Source organism: Bacillus sp. 5w2 (genome assembly GCF_054353775.1).
The window spans coordinates 320,614-343,056 of the sequence record NZ_JBTIWT010000004.1 but is presented as its reverse complement, the minus strand read 5'-3'; the positions used below and the strand labels follow the sequence as shown (position 1 = coordinate 343,056).

Genomic DNA, 22,443 nt, shown 5'->3' with positions numbered 1-22,443 from the left:
TTTCTTTTAATAGAAGCGTATACTTATAATAGAAATAAAAAGGAGGGACCTCTATGAAATTTAAAAAATCTCCCCTACTCTTACTCATAATCACATTCATTTTTGTAATTACAGGGCTCGGTTTTACATACTTCAAACATAATAAAACAACCCCATCAAAACATAACGTGACGAAGAAAAATTGGTTAGATGATCCATACTTACGTTGGTCGTATACACATATGAAAGAATTCACTTTAATTAACGAGGTAAATCATAACCCGGATCAAGTTTCCCACTTCTCTACCGCGTTGCAAAACTTAGATGATTTTGCCGTGGAGCGTATGTTTGGAAATACAACTCCTCTAAAAAAACTTTTGGACGATAACAAAACGGATGCTTTTGTTGTTGTACATAATGGACAACTTGTTTATGAACGATATTTCAATGGATATAACGAGAGTGAACCTCATGGCATGGCATCATTAGCAAAGGTTTTTACCGGAGCAATGATACAATCTCTCGCTGAAGAAAACCGTATTGACTTAGAAAAAACAGCTGACGCATATATAAAAGAATTAAAAAATACACCGTTTGGTAATGCCTCGCTTCAGCAATTATTGGATATGCAAGTTTCTGTAGAATACCCTACTCACGGATATGAACATCCAGCGTTAGAAAATCAAGATGCACAACTATATTTAGCGAGCAATATTTTACCTAGAGGTAAAAACTACGACGGTCCGATGAAAATTTATGATATGTTACGAGAAGCAGAAGAAACTGCACCGCCTGGTTCCGATTTTTCTTACGATAACGGATCAGCTGAAACACTCGCTTGGGTGATTCGAAAGATCACAGGTAAATCATTAGCGGAAAATGTTAGTGAACGAATTTGGTCTCAAATTGGTATGGAAGAAAACGCGTATTACGTTACAGATGAAACGAAGATAGAGCAAGCAAGCGCTGGCTTAAATGCAACTGCTAGAGATATGGCTAGATTCGGGCAATTACTATTAAACAACGGGGAATATAACGGAAAACAAATTCTCCCTTCTTCTATTACTGAAGATATAAAAAATGTCCAAGAAGGTGAACTTGCAGTTGGCCCTGGAGCTTCCATTTCTTATCATAATCAATGGTGGATTCCGCACAATGAACAAGGTGCTTTCGAAGTGTTAGGTAGTTATGGACAGACACTTTACATCGATCCGAAAGCAAATATGGTCATTGTTCACTTCTCTTCTAACGCTACGCCAAGTAATGAAATACATTCAGTTTACTCAAATATGTATATCGATATTGCACATCATTTAGAGAAGCTTCCACAGTAGTGGAAGCTTTTTTTATTTACACAAATTCCATTCCAATTAGCACTTGGTTAGTAGGAGTTGCCGAAAGAATTACTATTTGAGCCACGCCTAAACCCTAATTATCGTGATAATATTTTATATATTTGAAAACACTAGTGGTTCACTTATCTAACCTAAAGATAAGTATGTGATCCTTTTACAATTTGAATTTCTTTTTAAGCTTCTTATATGTTCTATACGAACGTCTAACAATGTTTAACATAAAATACGGTATTTTAACAGGAAAAGGAAATTTATAAATGAAAGGCAAGTAAAAGGCAAAATATGCCTTTTCCAGGTCTCTCCACTTACTATCTTCTTTTGTTTTTAGGAAATCAGATACATCGACTACATATCCCCTTCCGTTTTCCATCATCACATTTTTCCCGTGAACATCACAAGGAGTTAGTCCTTGCTTCCTTGCATACTCTATAGCTCCATTGATATCAAGGATTACCTGCTTAGGAATTTTAATCCCCTTATGAATAGCATCGTATAAGGTAATTTCTTTTAAACGTTTTAATACTATGAAATTTTCTCCTTTATATATAAGCTTCGAATAAGAAGGATGATTTCCGATTCTTCGGTATACTTCTGACTCTTTTTCAATTCCTTCTCCTTCTCGCGCGTAGACTTTCACTACCCAATCTTTGTATTCTTTGTGCATAAATACTGCGGCGTAATTACCTGTACCTAAACACTTCCAAAGTCTAGGAATATCTTTAACTACTACAGGCTCAAATTCATCCTCACTTCTTATGCTTACCTCTTTTAATAATTCATCTTTTATCAATCTCACAAAAATATTTATACTCATCATTTCCACTCCGGTTTTGCTACAAGGGGTCCCACCCCATGCCCATCAAGTTAAAAAGTACATTCTTCCCTAATACGAAAAAAACGAGCAGACTTCACTAAGTAACTAACTTTAGAGAAATACATTTTCATTTAGGAGCGTACTTCAAAATCTTAAAATGGATATTCTAGGCAAATATATACTATTGATACAATAAGTTATGTTAACTTCACATAATTATATTATACAAAAACTTAGCAAATACCGTTACGAAAAGTGTACAAATTACATTTATTAATAATATACAACTTATACAGGTTGTTCAAAGAAGAAAAGGAGGTCAGTCATTTTAAAACACGCCTAAACATATTCGTCTATTCCCATCTCTTCCCCTTGTATATAGAGCATCATTTTCAATTTCAGTTCAAAATGAAATAACATTTCAATATAAATTATCAATCTACCTAGACATTATGACAATACCCTTAAATTTCTGAATTTTCTATATATTAAAGGGTATTACTCAAATAACCTCGAATAATTGTAATAAACATACATTAGGAGGTTGATCTATTTTGTTTCGTTCTTTTACTAATGGTTGCGTCGCCTTAGTGCAACGTTTCTTGCCAGAACCGTTTATTTTATCATGTTTATTAACTGTTTTTGTTATCTTCTTCGGCATGTTTGCAACGCACCAAACACCTGTGGAAATGATTAATCACTGGGGTAATGGCATTTGGGGACTACTCGCCTTTTCTATGCAAATGGCACTTGTACTCGTAACAGGATCTGCTTTAGCAAATGCTCCTCTTATTAAAAAAGGATTAACGAAAGCTGCAAGACTACCGAAAACGAATGGACAAGGTATTATTGCCATTTCAATCGTAAGTTTACTAGGAGCATACATAAACTGGGGATTTGGTATTGTTGTATCTGTTTTATATGCAAAAGAAGTGGCCAGGCAGCTTGAAGGATTAGATTATAGACTAGCAATTGCTTCTTCTTACTCTGGATTTCTCATTTGGCATGCGGGGCTTTCTGCTTCTATTCCTCTTACGTTAGCAACTGGCGGCGAAACGTTAATTAAAACGACAGCGGGAAGTATAAAAGAAGCGATTCCAATAACAGAAACATTATTTTCACCATACGCACTCGTTCCAGTTATTATTTTTCTCGTTACGATGCCTCTCATTAATAAAGCGATGCATCCAGATGAAAAACATACGATAACGGTAGATCCTAGCGTATTTCATGAAGAAGCTGCCGCTCAAGAAGTAGGGAACAATACGTTCGCTGAAAAAATGGAAAATAGCATCATTATTACACTTTGTGTTGGATTGTTAGGTCTCATTTATATTTTCAATTACTTTTATACGAAAGGCTTTAACCTTACTCTCGATATCGTGATTTTTATGTTATTAATTGCTGGACTTATTTTCCACCGTACTCCGATTCAATATATTCGCGCTTTTTCGGACTCTACGAAAAGTGCTTCTGGTATTTTACTTCAATTTCCGTTTTACGCAGGAATTATGGGAATGATGATTGGAGCAAATAGTGAAGGACTTTCACTTGGAGGAGCTATTTCGAATTTCTTTATTAGCATTTCAAACGAAACGACTTTCCCGCTCTTTACTTTTTTAAGTGCTGGCATCGTTAATATTTTCGTTCCGTCTGGCGGCGGTCAATGGGCTGTGCAAGCACCCATTATGATTCCAGCTGGTGCTGAACTTGGTGTCCCTGCTGCAAAAACAGCAATGGCAATTGCGTGGGGTGATGCTTGGACAAATTTAATTCAACCTTTCTGGGCATTACCGGCATTAGCGATAGCTGGTTTAGGTGCTCGTGATATTATGGGATTTTGCGTTGTGAACTTACTATATGCAGGATTTATCATTAGTCTATGTTTCTTATTTATCTAAATGAAAAGCTAGTTTTATACTAGCTTTTTTACATAATAAATTATTTATTTCCCACGCAATTTATAATCCTTTCCCACTCTATCTCCGTAAGATGTAACGCCTCAAATGCAAAAAAGTCTTCACATATTTTTTCAATTAAATCTGGATTGTTCTTAAGGAAATTCCACTGTAATGCTTTAGGAAGAAAATATGTTTCATATTCTTTACTTCCTCTTACCACCTCATCAACTTCTCTTTCACAAATCCCTCTTATTAGATAATCATTTCTTAATTGAATCGTCATTTGTTGAAATGTTTCGCTACATTTTTTCAATTGAAGTAAACATGTAATATACGTTCGCAAAAGTTCGTTATCATACCCACAACAGTTTAGAATACGATCGATTTCATTCATAATGTACGAGCCTTTTCTTCTATTTGTACTAACCATTTTTCCCGCTTCTCTAGTTTACTCGTTTTCACTGATTGGAACACTGACCGTTTTATATCGCGAATACCGCAAAAACGTAAAACGCCTCTCTTCATCATAATCCAATCTGCTGATCGGTATAATAATGCGACGTACCATAAAGGCGAGTCCAACGTATTAATAACCCACGCTTTCTTTCCGTTCAATAATCCTTTCGGCAGGGCACCTTCATATTTATAAGCAAATCCAGCTACGAAAATGCGATCAATAAATCCTTTTAAAATAGCAGGCATCCCCCACCACCATATCGGATAGATGAAGAGAAGCGTATCTGCCTCTTCCACTAATTTTCTATATCGCGCTGTCTCTTCCTCATTTACTAAATCACGTCTTTTCTTCTCTTCATTAAATACAAGGACTGGATCAAATTGTTCCTTATATAAATCAAGTACCGTAACCGAATGATTTGTTTCTTGTAATCCTTTTTGCACATGCTTTAAAATCGCCGCGTTAAAACTGGAAGGACTAGGATGAGCGTATACAATTAGTACATTCACTACAAAACAACTCCCTCTATAAGTTAAAGTTTCCCCTTCTTTAACATCTTCTCTACAATTTGTACGTTTTTCGAACTTTGTAATAAACGATTTAATACTGTAAGTAACTCTTCCTTTTCTAAATCTTTCAGTTTCTCTTTTACCGTACTTTCACCAGCACCTTGAATATCATAAACAACTGCCGCCATATGCTTGCAAAGATTCTCATAAGGACACTCGCAGCTACTTTCTGTAAAATCTTCAAGATCAATAATCACTTCATAGTTTCCTGCATTTCCAGTAACGAAAGCAAAAACTTTCTTATCGTGTATTTCAACATCTTCTACATGTCCATCTTCATAATATTCGTATCCTCTATCTACAATGTATTTCGGAATCCATTTCGTTATATCATGTAATAAGTAAGCGTACATAACAACACCTCTTCCTTTAATTCCCTTTTGACTTCCAAAACCCTGCATGTTATTCTAATAACTGTCAAATAGTAAGTCTATATGACAAAACGACTGACACCTATTCGGCGGAGGTGTCTCTTTTCATTTGCAGCCGATATGAAGTGCCTCTTTCAGGCACATTCAATCTTTGACACTACACACTCAACACCATTCCCTTGTATCAGGCTGCTTCAGCAGTCTTTTACTCTACATACTTCAAAAAAAGAGAGCTTAGCTCCCTTTTCTCGCCTTATAAAATACCCCTTTTTCAGTATAGAGATATTCATCAGCTAATGTAATTTTCCCATCCAGTTTCAGTTCATCTAATAGTCTTGATAAATAAAATTGATGTAACATCTTTTTCGTGAATTTTCCTTCATGATGCGAAACGATATGTTCTTGAATATCTAACAATGATATTGGCTTATCTTGCTCTATCATATATTCATAAACTGTACTACGCAGTTTTACGTATTTTTCGAGTGTCACAGTACTTCGCAACCCCTTTCTTCTTAATATAAATTTTCGTAATCGGTTTTTTTGACAACAAAAAAACCTCTCCGATAAGAAGAAGTTACGTATATATCTTCGTCTTATCTCCCAGAACAAATATGTTCTGCTGGAATTAGCACCTGCATCGCGGTTGCTGGGTTTCATCGGGCCAGTCCCTCCACCTCTCTGGATAAGAAAATATTCACTTAAATCTTACTATACGTAATTTCATTTCAATTGTCAAACAAATACAACAAATTATATTTTCTTTCTTCCTGTTCATACTATACATATATGAATATGCAAGGAGGAGTATGAAATGCACGAAAATGCTCGCGGATATGTACAAGATTCTTTTCAATCATTACAAGAAGCAAAACATTGTTTAGAAGCAGCGCTACAGACCGTTGAAAAAGATTTTAATCGCGCACGTATTGAACAATCCCTTTATGCGATCGAACAAGCTATTCAACGTTGTGATTACACGGTTCACATTTTAGAACAAGATTGAAAAAACTTCCCATCATAAGATGGGAAGCTTTTTCAAATGGCATACTTCATAATTATTACCGTTATGATTAAAAAATATACAGAATTAGCAATTTCTAAAATACCTACTTTTATAATAGAAATTTTTTTACCGTACAACATAATTGCTCGCATGACACTTGGTATAAAAATAAGAGAACACCACGGATTCATAGCAAATACAATGATTGTTAATACAATATGATAACCCCAAGATATAAAACGATACTTCGGGTTATTTTTCTCACGTATCATCGTTTTCACATAAAACGTACTTCCTAAAAAATATAAAAATGATATAAGTGCAATAAATAGTGCTGTTTTATCTATAAGTTTCATTGAAAAATAATAACTAACTAAACCGCCAATACAGAAAACAATAATCGCACTAATGTCATTTAGTAACGCTCTTTCATTCTTTTGACGAGCGTAATACATATTTACAATAAATAATGGAATCATTACTGCTACGAATAAAAGGATGCGCCATTCATATAATAGAGAAATCATTCCAAATACGAACGCGATGATAAAATATACAATTGCAGCATGTAACAACTCTTTTTTTCGTCTTTGCTTTATGTACATAAGAAATGGATACGTAGCTAAATAGATAAAGAACCAAGCTAAAAACAATGGAATATGATACATAGTAGGTTTCCCAAGAATAACACTTACTAGAAATGGTATAACGAGCATAGCCCATGCACCGTGTTGCTTCGGAATAACTAACTTCATTAACTATACACCTCCCTTTTGAAAATAACTCTCACCTACTATTATACAAATAATTTTATATAATAACGGATATATATTGAATCGATTTTTTGACAATAAAAAATGCTCCTTACAATATGTAAGAAGCATGAAAGAGGCAAACGAATATGTAAGTCGCGACCCTACCTTATATGAGTATGCTTTTCTATGCCATGTTATGCTTTTCTAATATGCCATATTTCTTTTTAAATCTTGTAAGAATCGTAATCCAAGACGTACTAAATAATAGTAAGAAAACAACATTCGAAATCGCATGGCTCAAATCGAAATAAAAACTTGCGATATAATACGAAATGACAGCTTCCCACGTTGCCTCACGTATGAAACCGAGAAGCCCCCAGAAGTTCATAATCCAGCCAAATAAAAATCCAACAAACAATCCGTATAGAAGTCTTCCCCATAACTTTTTCATTAAAAATGTATTACGTAATAATCCAGCTATAAAACCAATCATACCCCACGAAAACATTTGCCACGGCGTCCACGGACCTTGTCCTAAAAAAATGTTAGATACGATAGCCGCTGTTGCACCAATCATAAAACCAGTTTCACTCCCAAACACAATTGCAGAAACGATAATGACAAATGAAGTCGGTTGTACACTTGGCAATATCGAAAATGGTACGCGGCTAACTGCTGCAATTGCCGCTAACACAGCAACGAGTACAATTTCACGTGAAACAAAAGCCTTTCTTTCAAAGCGGATATAAAACGGTAACATAATAACAACTAATAAAAACAAACTACTTAACATGTAATAACCGTCCATGATAAGTGTAGTAAAGAGTAATGTGCCTATTATTACTGCAAAAATACATATTATGAATGCAACATATCGTTTGGACACGCTTCGTACACATCCTCCCACGTTAATGCATATGGTAACTCTTTTCGAATAAATCGATTAATAGAGGTTGTATAAAAGAAGTTGCCACTAAAAAATTCTTTCGGTGTATCATTCATAATGACTGCTCCGTCAAATAACATCATACATTGATCAACGTATTTCGCTGCAAACTCAATATCATGCGTTGCCATTACAATTGTTGTACCTTCTTTTTGTAGCTTTCTAAATACCTCTCCTACTCTTTCTTTTTTCCACGGATCTAATCCCTTTGTCGGTTCATCAAGTAATAATAAAGTCGGCTTTGATAATAACGTTGTACATAACGCAAGTAGTTGTTGCTCTCCCCCGCTACAATCATGCGGATGGCGTTCTTTAAGCGAGCACAACCAAAACTTCTTCAACATATCTTCTGCTATTTCTTTTCCTTGTTCTCCGTATAACTCGCGTGCACGTTCATACACTTCTTCCCACACTGTATCAAATGTAAAATGATAATACGGATGCTGTGATACATACCCGATACTTTTAAATCGTTCTTTCGAATCAATTTTATGTATCACTTTCCCATTCCACTTTACTTTCCCTCTTCTCGCTTTTTGCAATCCCGCTAAAATCGTCAAAAGCGTGGACTTCCCGGTACCGTTTTTTCCAACGAGAGCTACCCATTTTCCTTTTTCAATCGATACGGTTAAGTCTCGTAAAATAAGTGGACTATTTTTTTCATATTGAAACGAAATATGCTCTGCACTTAAAATAACTTCGTGTTTTTCACTTTTTGCTACTGGCTCATTCACATATGATATCTCTGAAAAGTTATTCAGTTTCATTTGCGCTTCTCGCACTGTAAACGGAATATCTTCTACATTCCATTCTAAAAACAATCTTGGAATTTGCGGAATAAATGGACGGAACTTTTCAACTTCCCACATGTTCGCTATAACCGTTTTAGGGCTGCCATCATACACGATTTGACCATTATTCATACAAATAACGCGTGTTGCAAGTGGTATCACTTCATCTAAACGATGTTCACTTAAAACAATCGTAATGCCAAGTTCTTCGTTAATACGTTTTAACAATCCTAAAAACTCTTTCGCTGCAATTGGATCTAACTGCGCCGTCGGTTCATCTAATAATAATAGTTTTGGCTGCATAACTAATACCGCAGCTAAATTGACGAGCTGCTTTTGCCCGCCAGATAACGTATGAACAGATTGGTGCAATAAATCTTGAAATCCTAAGAAGCTAATAAGCTCTGCTATTCGTTTTTGAATAATCTGTGATGGTAACCCGATATTTTCTAAAGAAAATGCTAATTCTTGAATGACCGTATCCATTACGAGCTGATTTTCTGGATTTTGAAATACCATACCAATTTCTTGTGCAGATAATAAATCAGGTACTTCCTCTAATAAAACGTCCTCATAAAAAATTTCTCCTGAACGTGTACCGATTGGAAGTAATTCCTTTTTAAAATGTTTCAATAAAGTCGTCTTTCCAGAGCCTGACCCTCCAGCAAGTGCAATAAACTCTCCTTTTTGAATAGAAAGAGAAATATGCTGTAACGCATATTCGTTCTCATCAGCATATACAAATGATAAATTGTTTATTTCTGCATGCGCCACCATATCCATTCCTTTCCTTCCATTATAATTGGTAGACTAATAAACATCATAAATACTCCGAACATCACTCCATCGTATTGCTGAAATAGAATAGATTCGACTTTCGGATAAATGATTAGCTTTCCCCCGCCATACGTATTACATATAATAGCAATGATAAGTAGAATACTTAAATAACTGAGCGTACACCAATCTCGTCTTTCCATTCTATACCGAATATATGTCGTACGCTTCGTTACACCAAATCCACGGGCTTGCATAGAATCTGCTGTTTGCAGCGCATCTTCTAATGAACAAATTAATAATACTTGTAGCAATTGCATACCGTTTTTCACCCGTTCCACAATGGAACCTGCATCTACTTGTATACCTTTTGTCTTTTGGACGAATGTTATTTTCTGTAATCGCCTCATAAACAATGGAACAAACCTCACCGTAATCATCGTTAACAATGCTACTTTCGGTGAAATTCTAGAAAACAAATATAAAAATTTATGACTTGAAATAATATCATTATACGAAGCAAACGTAAACATAATCGCAACTAATAATAACCCCATTACTAGTCCGAACATAATCGCCTCAAGCTTAATACGGCTATCACCTAACCAAAATAATGTAGTTCGGCCTCTATGCGTTAATAACGAATTAAATAAAATGACCATAAAAAAGAAAACGATTGTGCTCGGTAACATCTTTCTTATCTTTTCGCTATTCCCTTGCATCACATTGATTATAACGATTAATAGAATTGCCCCAATTAAAAAAAGAGGATGAAGACACATCATACATAGTATCATCACCCCGATATAATAGAAAAAATTCACAAAAGGATGTAAAGAAGAAAAACTTATTTTCATAGTCCTTTACCGAATGCCTTTCTTATTTTAATACATACACCCACTCGATTGTATCTCCTGGTTTAACTGTTACTACACCTGCACTATGGTTTGGAAACGCACCGTTCACACGATATTTCCATCCACTAGTAGCTGTAATATCTTTTTCATATAAATCATTAATCCCTTTTACATAAACATCGCCTTTAGATCCACTCGCATCCACATCTAAACCTGTACGTTGCAATACTTTATACACTGTATCGCCTTCTTGTACATCCATCTTTTTCGCACCTAATAAGTATCCTTCATTACCTTTTACTGAGATCGTAACTTGTTTTGCTTGTGGTTTTGGTGGTTCTGGCGGATTAGGTGGCACTGGTTTCGGTGGTGTTGGAAGAGTAACTTCGTTTCCACCTTTATTCGGATCTTCTTTTTGCTCCTGCTTCGGTGTTTCTTTCGGCTGATTCACAACCTTCGCTTCTTCTTTTACTTCTTGCGCTTTCGGTTGTTGCTGTTTCTCTTCTTGTGCTTTTTGCTGTTCTGGTTGCTTAGTAGCAGGCTGTTCCTGCGGTTTCTCTTCTTTCTTTACTTCCGGTTGTGCCTGTGTTTTTTCTTCTTTCGGCTTCTCTTCTACTTTTTGTTCTTGTTTCTCTTTCTGGTCGTCTTGCTTATTTTGCTCTTGTTCAGCTTGTTTCTCCTCCGGTTTTTCTTCCGGTTTCGCTTCATCTTTTTTCTCTTCTTGTTTTGCTACCTCTTCTTGCTTTGGTTCTACTTTCTTCTCAGGCTTTACAGCTGCTTCTTCACATCCGGCAAGTAACCCAAGTGAAAGCATTAAAGAAATGATCCATTTTATCTTACTCATGTTGTCTCTCACCTTTCATATTAAAAATTAGGAGCAAATGATTGCTCCTAATTTTTGTTAAGCTGCTTTACGTCTCCATAATACATATGCAGAAGCTATACATAATACACCCATACCTACTTCTGTAGCTGCACTATGAGAAGATGCTCCTGTTTTTGGTAACGTGCTACCATTTCCGGATTTTTTATTTTTAACCGGTTCGTTATCGACAACAACTTTTAGAGTGTCATCTCTCGTTTCTTGTTGTACTTGCTTTTGTTCTTCTGGTTGTTCAATAACTTCTTTTTCTACTACAACATTTTCTGAATCCACATTTGGTTTCGTATCGATTTCAGGAACAGATACATTTGACCAGTCATAAATCGATTTTTCAAGATCTTTAAACTGAAGTAGTGCTAATAACGCTTGCTCTGTAGCCATTCCGCTACCGTTTTGATCACTTGGTAACCATTTGAATTCACCATTTGGAAGTTGATATGACAGTAGATTTTGCACTGCCTTATGTAGACGGTTTTGATCTACATCTTTCACAAGTGATAGTCCAATAATTGCTTGCGCAACACTATTAGAGTTTTCTTGTCCATCAGCAGAAAAACCACCATTTTCTAGTTGCTCTTTATATAAATAGGCAACAGCTTTTTCTACAGTTGTCTTCACATCTGGTCGATCTTGATATGGAGCTAATGCTGATAAAACCATACCTGTTACATCAACGCTACTAGCACTGTCTTTACTGCTTGCGCTATCGTAAGTCCAGCCGCCATCTGTATGCTGTGAGTTTAAAAGCGCATCTACTAAAGCAACTCGATTCCATTTTGAATTCACTGGCACTTCATATTTCTTCGTATCAAATGCAAGTAAAGCAAATGTATAACCTGTAACAGAATTTACTTTATCTGATTCATACAATTTTTGAACTAAATTATGTTCGCCAACCTTTGTAGGGTCTGCTTGCATTGCATTCATCATAATAATCGTTCTAGCTAAATCTGTCGCTGAAAAACGGTTAATGCGCTTTTCTACTTTTTCAGTTACTGACTTAACATAATTTAATTTCGCCTCAATTGGAACATTCTTTCCAGAAAGAGAAAGGCCTAAAGCTACCCAATCACTTTCAATTCCATCTTGTAACATCTTTTCAGATGTCTTAGAGATCGCGTCATTTACTTTCGCTGCTGGAACTTGAATGTTCTCTTGCTTTGGTTGTTCTATCTTTTCATCATTTGTTTTTGGTTCTTCTGGTTTTTCTTGTTTTGGATCATCCGTTTTTGGATCATCTGTTTTTGGTTCTTCTGGTTTTGGGTCATCTGTCTTTGGTTCTTCTACAGTTTTACAAGTACCAAATTTATCTAATGTTTGCTGTAATGTTTCCTGGCTCATATTGCTCCAGTCTGCAACAAAACGAAAGACAACAACATCTCCAGACTTTAATTTATAACTATCTGCTCCAACTTCTGCAGATTTATCATTTACATCATACAACCAGCCGCTTGTGTCCCCAGCCATTAAGCCGTCAATGCCTTTAACATACGTTCCAAACGACATCGTCTCTGCTGTTACTTTGTCCCCCATGACTTTTTGCAGCAAACTTAAAGCTGTTTCCCCATCTGTAATTTGCTCTTCTTTCGGACATAACATAATGCCCTTTTGTGATTCACCAATAATTGCAAGTTTTGCTGTATTTCCTTCAGCAAACGTAATATGTACTGTATTCGCAAAAGAAACAAATACAAGTGTAACTGCCATTAACGACGTAAGCAGCCATTTTTTTAACATTGCCATCCCAAAATTTCCTCCCTTACTACTATTCACACAAAAAAAGGCCCTTCAAGGGCGTGCAATTGACACTCTTTTTTTGTAAGTGTCGAACAAACTGTGCAACACCTCCTACCCGCATCATGCGCGGCTATATTTGTATAGGAAAAATAATTTTGTTTATGAACGTATCATTGCGATAACATTCACTTTTCTAGGCACTTCTTACTTCCATTTCAGTTATCGTAAAACGATAAACCTATACATTCTGTAAATTATAAATTTCTGTATTATTTTACTATTGACAAAGAATTTTGTCCATGCTTTATCGGATTTATTTTCTAAGAATAGTAACTTACTAGCCTTTAACGATGCAAACTCTTTTCACTAATAATGACGCCATCTTCATCCGCATACACATATTCATTCGGCTTCCATTCTACTTGTCCAAATTGCAATGAAATATTTCGTTCTCCTTTCCCTTCTTTTACACTTCTATTTGGTAATGTCCCTAACGCTAAAATACCTATATTCATATTCTTTAGTTCACTAGAATCACGAACATAACCATATACAATAATTCCTGCTAGCTTTCTTTCCTCCGCAATAGCTGCCAAATTATCACCAAGTAACGCACAATTCGTAGATGCTCCGCCATCAACAACTAATACCGTTCCTTCTGGTAGTGTTTGCAATCCTTCCTTCACTAGTACATTATCATCCTTCACTTTTACCGTTGCAATTTTCCCGTGGAATTGTTCTTTCTTCCCAAAAGACCGAAAAGACTGGCGACATATTTGCAATTCATTTTCAAACTCATCACATAGATCCGTAGTTTTCCACATCTTTTTCCCTCTTTTCCTTATTCTTTCTATATAACATATTCTTGGATTATTTTCGTTTCCCTGTCTAATGTTGCAAGAATTTGTATGTGCAGAAAAAGGACAGAAAAACTATTGCCTTAGGAAGCAACCTTTATTATAATCGATTTCACAGATAAGTTTCAGAATATTAAAAATTAACCAAGTGAAAAAGGAGGAGTTTTATGCAATTACAGACTGAGGCAAAAAAACAGCCGCGTAAACGAAAATTTAAAATGCCTGACGCGTACGTACTACTATTTTTTATTGCCTTACTTTGTGCAATAGCTACATATTTCGTTCCTGCTGGAGAGTTTAAAAGAGTTACAAACGGGACTGTTACAACGACAATACCAGGAAGTTATCATTCTGTTCCACAATCGCCGGTAGGATTTGTTTCTTTTTTTACCGCTATTGAAAAAGGAATGACCCTTGCTGCTCCTATCATCTTTTTAATTTTATTTACAGGTGGAGCTATTGCCATTCTTGAAAAAACAGGTGCTCTTGACGGTTTAATCTATCATGTGATTAACAAATTTCGTAATCAGCAATTACTTTTCATTTGCATTGTCGCCGCACTCTTTTCTATTCTCGGAACGACTGGTATTATCGTTAACTCAGTTATTGGCTTTATCCCCATCGGCATCATCGTTGCACGTACATTAAAATGGGACGCTATCGTCGGCGTAGCAATTATTTATTTAGGCACTTATGCCGGTTTTAATGCTACTATTCTATCTCCCTCACCTTTAGGCATTTCACAAAAAATTGCAGAACTTCCGATGTTTTCGGGGATTGGTTTACGCACGGCAATTTATATCTCTTTTTTAATTGCTACCATTTTATATATTAATTGGTACGTAAAACGTTTAAAGAAATCGAATAAAGGAAGCATTCTCGGTGACAACTGGTTTCCAAGTAATGCTCTTTCAAGTGAGAAAAAAATAGAGAAAACAGAAGTTCCTTGGACAATACGTCATAAATTAATTTTACTCGTTTCAGCTTTATCATTACTTGTATTTTTAATAGGTGCTTTTCGTCTACATTGGACAGACGCCGAAATGACCGCTACTTTTATTTTTATCGCAATTACAGCGGGAATAATAGGTGGTATGAAAGCAAACGATATCGCTTCTACTTTTCTAGCAGGCTGTCAAAATCTCATATACGGCGCTTTGATCGTCGGAATGGCTCGTTGTATTTCAGTCATTCTAGAACAAGGCAAATTACTTGATACAATTGTGAATCAACTCGCACAGTCTCTCGAAGGACATAGCCCTATATTTGGCGTTATCGGTATGTATGTAAGTAGTGCCGCATTACATTTCCTCATTTCATCCGGGACAGGAGAATCTGTTATTTTCATTCCGATATTAGCTCCATTAGCTGATTTCATGCACATTACACGCCAAGTTACAGTACAAGCTGTTATGCTCGGCGAAGGTGTGGTAAACTGCCTCAATCCAACTTCCGGTGTTTTAATGGGCGTACTCGCAGCGAGCGGCATTTCTTACGGAAAATGGATTCGGTTTATGGCTCCTCTTGCATTCATCTGGTTTATCATCGGACTTATTTTTCTTATTGTTGGCGTGAATATTGAGTGGGGACCTTATTAAAAGACTCATATTATACTTAACTTGATAAAATATCTATTCTATTCCCCTCTCCAATCCTATAAAAATCACTTATTCTAGTATAGATATAAATAGGGATTGATCATAGTGATCAATCCCTTCTCTCAAAGTAAAATACCTTTAAGTATTTTAGTTCCAAATTTTATTTACCCATTCCGGATGATCAATAAAAGGATTACGATTATGTTGATATTTCGTAAAAATCACTTCATTACGCTTTCGCTCTAAATCATCTACCGGGTCTTGTTCATTCCATTTTAGTAAAACGGATAGTTTGCCCATGTATGGATCTTTATTGTTATTCACCTTTTCATTTAATTCTAAGTCTATTTCCCCATTGTCTCCTTCATAACGAACAGCCATGTAAAATAGCATTCTAGCGATATCTCCTTTTACACTATCACGAGGCTCCCAAGAATCACTATCATATTTACATTCTGTCGCTTCCGAATGATTCACGCCACCATTATCAAAATCCAGATTTCCACGTGAACTATTTACAGATACATCCGTCGCTCTTAAATGATGCAAATCTGTTCCAGCTCCTGCAGTCGTGCCAAAATCACCGTGTGATTTTGCCCAAACATGCTCTCGATTCCAATTATCCACTCCTGAACCATTCGTAAGTTTCCCTTGCGAACGCCCAGTATATAAGAGTATCACATTGTTTTTATTATTTGGATCTTCATCAGTATCTCTTAGCGCTTCCCAAACCGCACTGTATGATAACTTTGTATGATCATCAATAATATTATGAAGTTCCTTCTTTAATTCTAAACCCGTTTTTCCTATTGCATTATTATAATATGTATCGTCATAGCTTTTTACAGTAATCTCTTGTGGTGATGCAGAAGCTACTTCACCGTGTATGATATCTGTGAATGATAGAGATGCAGTACCTAAAATAAAAAATGAAGATAGTGTAACCATAGCAAGCTTTGTATTCCGAAACTTCATATACCCATTTCCCCTTTAAAATATAATTTGAAGCTATTAACTAAAAAGAACTTTCTATCCCCCCAAAACTTTTAGAAAGCCATACCCACCCTTTTCTTTTTATTTAATACAAAAACTCTATTGAGTCTGTATCATTTCCCCACTTTGGTTTATCTACTTTTCAAGCAATTTCACTTTTCACAAGGAATATCCTTCTCTAGTAAAGATTATTAAAATATTCCTTACAATTAAAAAGTAGTTTAATGTTAACTTATATATTTCAATTTTTTTATGCAATTATGCATATTTGATAAATCGTTCAAAAAACATTTTGAATAAAAATTAAGATGATAGTTCGACTTTTCCTTTTTCTATAATTGTCTTTATTTTTTGGTGTAAAACCCTTCTTCCTCTGAAGAATAAGTACAAAAATAGATTGGATACCATGTAGGCACCAATCTATTTTAATTAGAGAAACTGTGTCAATTCTGAGTTCACAACACGTTGTGCAGTAATGATAACACTTTCAGCTGTTAGTCCATAAACACTATATAGTCCACCAGGTTGATTAGGAACAATTTGAACTTCATATTCAAATGCTTGTCCAAAAGCAGGATGAACTAAACTTAGAGTTGCAAAAGTAGAAGCATTAGAATTCACATTGAAGTTTACCTGTTCAATTAATGCTAATGAACCGTCAAGTCTAAAAACTCTAGCTACTCCAGTAAGTGGGCCCGCAGTACGGTTAAGGATCTTCACCCTAACTCTATTTGCATTAGCAGGTTGATTTCCTACGTTTTCAATTGGTCCTGTAGTAAGAGCCATATAACATCACCCCCATTATATTATTATGATATTCAATGATACACATTGATGTTATAGTTTAATTACCCAATTTATTTCAAATAAAAAAGCTTGTTTCTTATATTTTTTATAAGAAACAAGCTTTTCTTTTTCAACTACCATTCCTAAGATAAGTTCATCAATCTCGGAAACTTTTAAAGTTACTTGACGTTTATGTTGGGACAGAACTACTACTATTTATTTTGCATCGAATCTATATACTTTTTAACTACTTCATATACATATTCTTGATTTGCCGCCGCTGTATTTGGATTGTATTTTCCGCCGTTTGTTTTATTGTTTGATAATACTCGAATCCCTAAAAATGGTACGTCATAAGCTTTTGCGATTTGCGCTGCTGCAGCGCCTTCCATTTCTTCTACAGATGTACCGTATTTTGTATGGAACCACTTAATTCTATCCACTTCATTATTCCAAAGATCTGCTGAACCTATAGTCCCTTCAACCACTTTACCTTTTGTATATTTATCTTTTACCGCATTAGCTGCTGCAAGTAAATCCTTATCTCCTTCGTAGTATCGGATTTTCTCAGCATTTGGATCTTCTCCTGCACTTCCTTCAGAAGCCATTAAGTCCATTGAAATCCATTTTGTCGGTTCAATCCCTTGATTCTCATCCATATTTGTTGTTTTTAATGAACCTATATTCGCGACTTTTTTTCCTAAAACAATATCAAATACATGTAAATTAGGATCATGTCCACCTGATGTTCCTTGGTTAATAATCGCTATAGGCTTATATTTTTCAATAGCCACTGCTGTAGCGGCTGCTGTATTTTCCATTCCTTTACCTGTTTTCGCAACAATTACAGGATAATTGTCGACAGTGCCTTTATAAAATGTAAAAGTTCCAGACTTTTCTTCCTTCACATTTTTTAACCTTTTGGCAAACTTCTCAGCCTCTATCGGCATTGGCCCTTGAATTAAGATTGGTTGTTGATTATTTTTTGCCTCTACTACTTGTTTTGGACTTGCATTACACCCCGCAAGTATTGAGAATGACAATACCGTAGTAGTTACTAGCGCCGCACACTTTTTCAGCATATTGTTCTTCATAAATAATCTCCTCTTTCTCTTGTTGTTTTCTATACTCGATGCTTTTGGTCCAAACAAAAAAGTTCTAGAAATTGTAGAAAAATCTCTACTTTCTAGAACTACGGTAGTCAAAGTTAATTAAGCAAAAGATAAAACAATTGCCAAATTATAGATCGGTAGCGCTCATTGAACAGCACGGCCGAATACTTTAACCCGTAGTCCAGTTCTTTCATTGGGAACTAGGTAGAAACGCTCGGACCATATTACCGAGTATATACGAGTGATGATGTGTAAAATTATTATATTGGTAATATATCAAACTTTTATTGTACACGCAATCTAAATGTGAACATTTTTATCAAAAATGTCTAAAACGTTCGTTTTTAAAACTAAAACCAATAGGTTTTTTCATTATACAGGGGATAAAAACACAAAAAACTTACAACGCAAATACTAAACTAGATTCACCTACAACAACCGAGCGTATATCAACAATTGATTTTCCTCACTTCCACCTTATATTGAGTTGGAAGTCTTATTCCTCTCGTATTGCGAGATAAAATGCGCCTCTATCCAATTCACAATTATTTCTTCTAGCATCGGGTGAAGTGGCTTTCCCGCTCCCTCTTTATAGTTCTTTTGAAGCTCTAATACTTTAAAATCTCTTTCAAAACTTTTTAAACTATGATCCATATTTTTTATTACATGTACTGCTGAATCACCCTTCACATAATGACCAATTCGCTTCATTTCCCATAAGCTATGACGGTAATTACAAAACCTGAACACTACAAGATTATTATCTACTTTCATTGTTATACCAAACGTTACCTCTTATAAGACGGATTATATGAGGGGCGAAATAAATAGGAACACCAAATGTTTGGCTAAACCAAACCGAAATTCATCTCCCACCTACCGCTAGACTATCGCCTTTCACACGCCCCAGGAAGGAGACTCCTTTCGGATAATACGTTAACACTATGCAACTCTCTACCTAGTATTTCACCGTTATCTTATAATAATGACAAAAAGGATTGATTATAGTAATCAATCCTTTTCATTTTCATCGCTCAAAACTAAATCTCTGCAGCTAATAAATTGTACTCATTGTCAAAAGAAGCATGGATTCTATGTCCACCAAATAAATCTCCATCATTATATTCGCAATATATATCATTTTCTCTCATTACAATGTCCATCAGAGTAATAGACCGCTCAAATGTTTCTTTCGTCATATCATATTCTCCTGCATCTACAGCATCCCAATCTAAATGTTCATCATTCTCATCATATTCAGGCCAAAAATCATTTTTATACTCTATTAATTCTTCCGCTATAGCGACCTTAGCTTTTTTATCAAATTCCTCTAAACATACATAAAGCTTTTCTGCTCTTTTCATCATTTCATGTACATGTACACGTTCATTTCTAATATCCAATTCCCAATGTACTTCTCCTTCGTTTTGTTCATATGTATGAAAAGTTTCATTAAAGATAAACATTCCAATCAATTCACTTTTTATTGATTTTTCCATGATTTCATTTCCTTTCTATATGTGAAAGAGATACTGTTATATTTTAAGTAGTTATAGCGTTGACTTTCATATTATATAAAACCTGCATTATGGAGAAAGTAAAACTTTAATTGAATTGCAGTGAAGTATCCTATACTTCACCCCTCTGCCGATAAAACAGCAACCCCCTCCCGTTTTGGGAGAGGGTCAATCCTTATTTTGTTTTTCTAACAATTGAATAATCCTATCTAACTTTTGCTCAACTGGACTTTGCTTTTTGCGATTACTAGTATGCAAAATTATACGTATAATTCCTCCCAACAATACACCGATAATCAATGCGGTGATGGCGTAATAAATACTAGTTCCTAAAAACATTATCCAAACCCCTTTTTCCTTATTATACCATCCGGAAGATGTGATTTGTTGCGTAATTTCGATTGTATCAGTTATTCATGATACGTTAACATAATGTCTCATTGATGCTAATACATTTCCACACCTCTTATTATTAACACACAGGTCTTCTACAGGTCATCGCTCTCCCTTCCACTCTCCTCAAATCTGCCTAATTTTGATGCGTAAATCTTACTGCCCGGCAAATAGCGGGAGACATTTATTAATAAAAAGTCAAAAACACTTGAAGTTGACGTTGGGTCATTTTATATACTGTTAAGTAGCTACTATTTAGCAATTTCATAAAAGAAATTAGAAAAATAGGAGGTTTTCAGATGAAACAGGGCGATATTATTATTTATGGATGTGTCATTATAGGTGCAGGTATTGGACTATCACTGGATCATGCATTTCCTGGTGCACTGATTGGATTAGGAGCAGGCTACTTACTTAAAATTTTTTTTAGTAAAGAAGAATAGATGTGGAATGAAGAAAATAATCGTTAACGATAGAATCTCAACGTACAGAAAGGTAGGTTTATCAGTTGATACACATTAATAAAGTGGGAGAACTAACAGGCGTTACAGTAAGGACACTGCGTTATTACGATAAAATCGGATTATTAAAACCAGCATCCAAAACAGAGGGTGGCCATCGTTTATATACAAATGAAGAAATAAAAAAACTTCAGCAGGTTCAATTTTTAAAAAAGGTTGGATTTCCGTTACAAGAGATTAAACATATGCTCGACTTCAATAAGTGGGATTGGTCGGATAGTTTAAAGAGTCAATTATCTTATGTAATAAATGAGCAGGAAAATTTAAAGAAAATAGAATTATCCTTACGGGAAATGATAAATGGAATTGCGATAGAAGGAGAAGAAAGCTGGATCGCGATTCAGAAGATCATGCAATTATCCAGCAAAGATAAAGAGATACAACAGTATTATCGCGAATCTGTATTTAAAGAAAAAGAGATACAACTATTGTCAAAGGTTCCTAAAATGGCAAGTGACTGTTCTAATTCACTTGAATGGATTGCTCTCATAGGTCAGTTAAAGCGTTATATGAAGGACGGACCAAAAGCAACGAAAGTCCAAAATATCATAAGAAGAATGGAGGAAAAACGCTTAGAAGAATTTGAAGGTGAGGATGAATTTATAGATAAACTTTGGGAGATACGGATGTCTCCAAAACAATCAGAGAAGCTGAATTTATATCCAATTGATCAAGATGTGCTTCAGTTTATGAACGAAGCATATGCCATTTTCATGATTGAAAAGAATAATCCTAAGCCGAAATAAGGGGGCACGAGCGATGGGTACAGAACAACTTCTCCTAATAGGCGGATTGGCCATATTGGACACGCTAAGCCCTACTACAATAGGAGTAACAATATATCTACTTTTAACAGATAAAGAGAATCTTACGAAACGTTTATTCGTTTATTTATTCATGGTAGCAGGATGTTATTTTGCTGTTGGAGTTTCACTCATGTTAGGATTAGATTTTTTGTTTAAGTTTATTTCTGGCGTATTTCAAAACCGAATCGTAAGCTGGTCGTTCTTTATTATTGGAGTCATATTATTCATCGCAAGCTTTTATATTCCACCTAAGAAAACTTTAGAGATCCCTTCCCCAAAATCAAAAAGTATTTTTTCAATGATTGCGCTAGGATTCACTACTACATTAATTGAAGCGGGGACTGCATTTCCTTATTTTGCAGCAATTGGCATACTTACTACTTCTAATCTATCATGGATAGAATGGTCTTCTATTTTAGCAGGATACAACTTTATTATGATACTGCCCTCTCTCGTGCTGTTTCTCTTCTATCTCCTATTTGGCCGATGGATGCAAAAACTCCTCGAGAGACTTCGAATGAAAATCGCTAATAGTACAGGATCAGCTCTGTCATGGATTATGTGTATAGTTGGCCTCCTCCTAATATTAAATAGCCTGGATTATTTATAGGGTGTTTTACCAAAGTATTAGAAAAGATCTTATTAGCTCAAAAGTAATGTTA

The 22,443-nt window shown here is 35.3% G+C and carries 24 protein-coding genes, 1 pseudogene and 2 riboswitches; of the genes and pseudogenes, 7 read left to right on the top strand and 18 right to left on the bottom strand.

Annotation, left to right across the window (positions count from 1 at the left end; genetic code table 11):
• The first annotated feature begins 53 nt into the window (after positions 1–53).
• Positions 54–1,313, top strand: coding sequence for a serine hydrolase domain-containing protein (locus ACXY7N_RS11635; RefSeq protein ID WP_488592416.1), 1,260 nt, complete (start codon positions 54–56; stop codon positions 1,311–1,313).
• Between the two features lie 175 nt (positions 1,314–1,488).
• On the opposite strand, the gene ACXY7N_RS11630 is transcribed toward ACXY7N_RS11635, so the two are convergent.
• Positions 1,489–2,148: a serine/threonine protein kinase gene (locus tag ACXY7N_RS11630; RefSeq protein WP_033660097.1), complete on the bottom strand. Its 660-nt coding sequence runs from the start codon at positions 2,146–2,148 to the stop codon at positions 1,489–1,491.
• A gap of 554 nt (positions 2,149–2,702) precedes the next feature.
• On the opposite strand from ACXY7N_RS11630, the gene ACXY7N_RS11625 reads away from it, so the two are divergent.
• Positions 2,703–4,049: a short-chain fatty acid transporter gene (locus tag ACXY7N_RS11625; RefSeq protein ID WP_016134996.1), complete on the top strand. Its 1,347-nt coding sequence runs from the start codon at positions 2,703–2,705 to the stop codon at positions 4,047–4,049.
• A gap of 40 nt (positions 4,050–4,089) precedes the next feature.
• Here ACXY7N_RS11625 and ACXY7N_RS11620 read toward each other — a convergent pair whose 3' ends face one another.
• From ACXY7N_RS11620 to ACXY7N_RS11605, 4 genes are all read right to left on the bottom strand, one after another.
• On the bottom strand, positions 4,090–4,443 hold the full coding sequence (locus ACXY7N_RS11620; RefSeq protein WP_016087071.1) for a hypothetical protein: 354 nt from the start codon (positions 4,441–4,443) through the stop codon (positions 4,090–4,092).
• The gene (locus ACXY7N_RS11615; RefSeq protein ID WP_016087070.1) at positions 4,440–5,015 is read right to left on the bottom strand and encodes an NAD(P)H-dependent oxidoreductase; all 576 of its coding nucleotides are present in this window, start codon (positions 5,013–5,015) and stop codon (positions 4,440–4,442) included. The genes ACXY7N_RS11620 and ACXY7N_RS11615 overlap by 4 nt, the downstream gene beginning before the upstream one ends.
• 23 nt (positions 5,016–5,038) lie before the next feature.
• Complete coding sequence (locus ACXY7N_RS11610) at positions 5,039–5,476, bottom strand: SWIM zinc finger family protein (RefSeq protein ID WP_116329297.1); 438 nt, start codon at positions 5,474–5,476, stop codon at positions 5,039–5,041.
• Positions 5,477–5,680: 204 nt separating this feature from the next.
• Positions 5,681–5,938, bottom strand: coding sequence for a hypothetical protein (locus ACXY7N_RS11605; RefSeq protein WP_000171478.1), 258 nt, complete (start codon positions 5,936–5,938; stop codon positions 5,681–5,683).
• 101 nt (positions 5,939–6,039) lie between these two features.
• Positions 6,040–6,138: riboswitch (SAM riboswitch) on the bottom strand.
• 122 nt (positions 6,139–6,260) lie between these two features.
• On the opposite strand from ACXY7N_RS11605, the gene ACXY7N_RS11600 reads away from it, so the two are divergent.
• Positions 6,261–6,452, top strand: coding sequence for a hypothetical protein (locus tag ACXY7N_RS11600; protein WP_000544998.1), 192 nt, complete (start codon positions 6,261–6,263; stop codon positions 6,450–6,452).
• A gap of 32 nt (positions 6,453–6,484) precedes the next feature.
• Here ACXY7N_RS11600 and ACXY7N_RS11595 read toward each other — a convergent pair whose 3' ends face one another.
• From ACXY7N_RS11595 to rraA, 7 genes are all read right to left on the bottom strand, one after another.
• Positions 6,485–7,207, bottom strand: coding sequence for a YwiC-like family protein (locus ACXY7N_RS11595; protein WP_353811133.1), 723 nt, complete (start codon positions 7,205–7,207; stop codon positions 6,485–6,487).
• 184 nt (positions 7,208–7,391) lie between these two features.
• Positions 7,392–8,093: an ECF transporter S component gene (locus ACXY7N_RS11590; protein ID WP_353811132.1), complete on the bottom strand. Its 702-nt coding sequence runs from the start codon at positions 8,091–8,093 to the stop codon at positions 7,392–7,394.
• Positions 8,066–9,727 (bottom strand): ABC transporter ATP-binding protein, encoded by a 1,662-nt coding sequence (locus ACXY7N_RS11585; RefSeq protein ID WP_016087066.1) that lies wholly within the window; start codon positions 9,725–9,727, stop codon positions 8,066–8,068. Before ACXY7N_RS11585 ends, ACXY7N_RS11590 begins: the two co-directional genes overlap by 28 nt.
• Positions 9,700–10,578 carry an energy-coupling factor transporter transmembrane component T gene (locus ACXY7N_RS11580; RefSeq protein WP_353811131.1) on the bottom strand — a complete coding sequence of 293 codons (879 nt, stop codon included), beginning with the start codon at positions 10,576–10,578 and terminating at the stop codon, positions 9,700–9,702. Before ACXY7N_RS11580 ends, ACXY7N_RS11585 begins: the two co-directional genes overlap by 28 nt.
• 22 nt (positions 10,579–10,600) lie before the next feature.
• A complete protein-coding gene (locus ACXY7N_RS11575; RefSeq protein ID WP_488592415.1) occupies positions 10,601–11,422 on the bottom strand; it encodes a DUF4430 domain-containing protein in 822 nt (273 codons plus the stop codon).
• 57 nt (positions 11,423–11,479) lie between these two features.
• Positions 11,480–13,204, bottom strand: coding sequence for a DUF4430 domain-containing protein (locus ACXY7N_RS11570; protein ID WP_488592414.1), 1,725 nt, complete (start codon positions 13,202–13,204; stop codon positions 11,480–11,482).
• Positions 13,205–13,542: 338 nt separating this feature from the next.
• A complete protein-coding gene (gene rraA, locus ACXY7N_RS11565; RefSeq protein WP_016087063.1) occupies positions 13,543–14,022 on the bottom strand; it encodes a ribonuclease E activity regulator RraA in 480 nt (159 codons plus the stop codon).
• 200 nt (positions 14,023–14,222) lie between these two features.
• On the opposite strand from rraA, the gene ACXY7N_RS11560 reads away from it, so the two are divergent.
• The gene (locus tag ACXY7N_RS11560; protein ID WP_098413123.1) at positions 14,223–15,653 is read left to right on the top strand and encodes a YfcC family protein; all 1,431 of its coding nucleotides are present in this window, start codon (positions 14,223–14,225) and stop codon (positions 15,651–15,653) included.
• A 147-nt stretch (positions 15,654–15,800) separates the two neighbouring features.
• Here ACXY7N_RS11560 and ACXY7N_RS11555 read toward each other — a convergent pair whose 3' ends face one another.
• From ACXY7N_RS11555 to ACXY7N_RS11530, 6 genes and pseudogenes are all read right to left on the bottom strand, one after another.
• Positions 15,801–16,628, bottom strand: coding sequence for an endonuclease I family protein (locus ACXY7N_RS11555; RefSeq protein ID WP_016135002.1), 828 nt, complete (start codon positions 16,626–16,628; stop codon positions 15,801–15,803).
• Positions 16,629–17,075: 447 nt separating this feature from the next.
• Positions 17,076–17,432 carry a hypothetical protein gene (locus ACXY7N_RS11550; RefSeq protein WP_001229419.1) on the bottom strand — a complete coding sequence of 119 codons (357 nt, stop codon included), beginning with the start codon at positions 17,430–17,432 and terminating at the stop codon, positions 17,076–17,078.
• Positions 17,433–17,644: 212 nt separating this feature from the next.
• Positions 17,645–18,526, bottom strand: a complete 882-nt coding sequence (locus tag ACXY7N_RS11545) for a 5'-methylthioadenosine/S-adenosylhomocysteine nucleosidase (protein ID WP_431154064.1) — start codon at positions 18,524–18,526, stop codon at positions 17,645–17,647.
• Positions 18,527–18,701: 175 nt separating this feature from the next.
• Positions 18,702–18,805: riboswitch (purine riboswitch) on the bottom strand.
• A gap of 216 nt (positions 18,806–19,021) precedes the next feature.
• Positions 19,022–19,252: pseudogene (locus ACXY7N_RS11540) on the bottom strand (hypothetical protein); the annotation flags it as partial.
• Positions 19,253–19,584: 332 nt separating this feature from the next.
• A complete protein-coding gene (locus ACXY7N_RS11535; protein ID WP_016087058.1) occupies positions 19,585–20,043 on the bottom strand; it encodes a DUF2262 domain-containing protein in 459 nt (152 codons plus the stop codon).
• Between the two features lie 186 nt (positions 20,044–20,229).
• On the bottom strand, positions 20,230–20,400 hold the full coding sequence (locus ACXY7N_RS11530) for a DUF4083 family protein (protein ID WP_016087057.1): 171 nt from the start codon (positions 20,398–20,400) through the stop codon (positions 20,230–20,232).
• Between the two features lie 353 nt (positions 20,401–20,753).
• Here ACXY7N_RS11530 and ACXY7N_RS11525 point away from each other — a divergent pair, with 353 nt between their 5' ends.
• The 3 genes from ACXY7N_RS11525 (at position 20,754) to ACXY7N_RS11515 (ending at position 22,391) form a co-directional block, all read left to right on the top strand.
• Positions 20,754–20,897 (top strand): hypothetical protein, encoded by a 144-nt coding sequence (locus ACXY7N_RS11525; RefSeq protein WP_016087056.1) that lies wholly within the window; start codon positions 20,754–20,756, stop codon positions 20,895–20,897.
• 65 nt (positions 20,898–20,962) lie between these two features.
• Entirely contained in the window at positions 20,963–21,721 is a 759-nt protein-coding gene (locus ACXY7N_RS11520; RefSeq protein ID WP_016087055.1) for a MerR family transcriptional regulator, read from the top strand.
• 13 nt (positions 21,722–21,734) lie between these two features.
• Positions 21,735–22,391 carry a GAP family protein gene (locus ACXY7N_RS11515; protein WP_488592413.1) on the top strand — a complete coding sequence of 219 codons (657 nt, stop codon included), beginning with the start codon at positions 21,735–21,737 and terminating at the stop codon, positions 22,389–22,391.
• Positions 22,392–22,443: the final 52 nt, after the last annotated feature.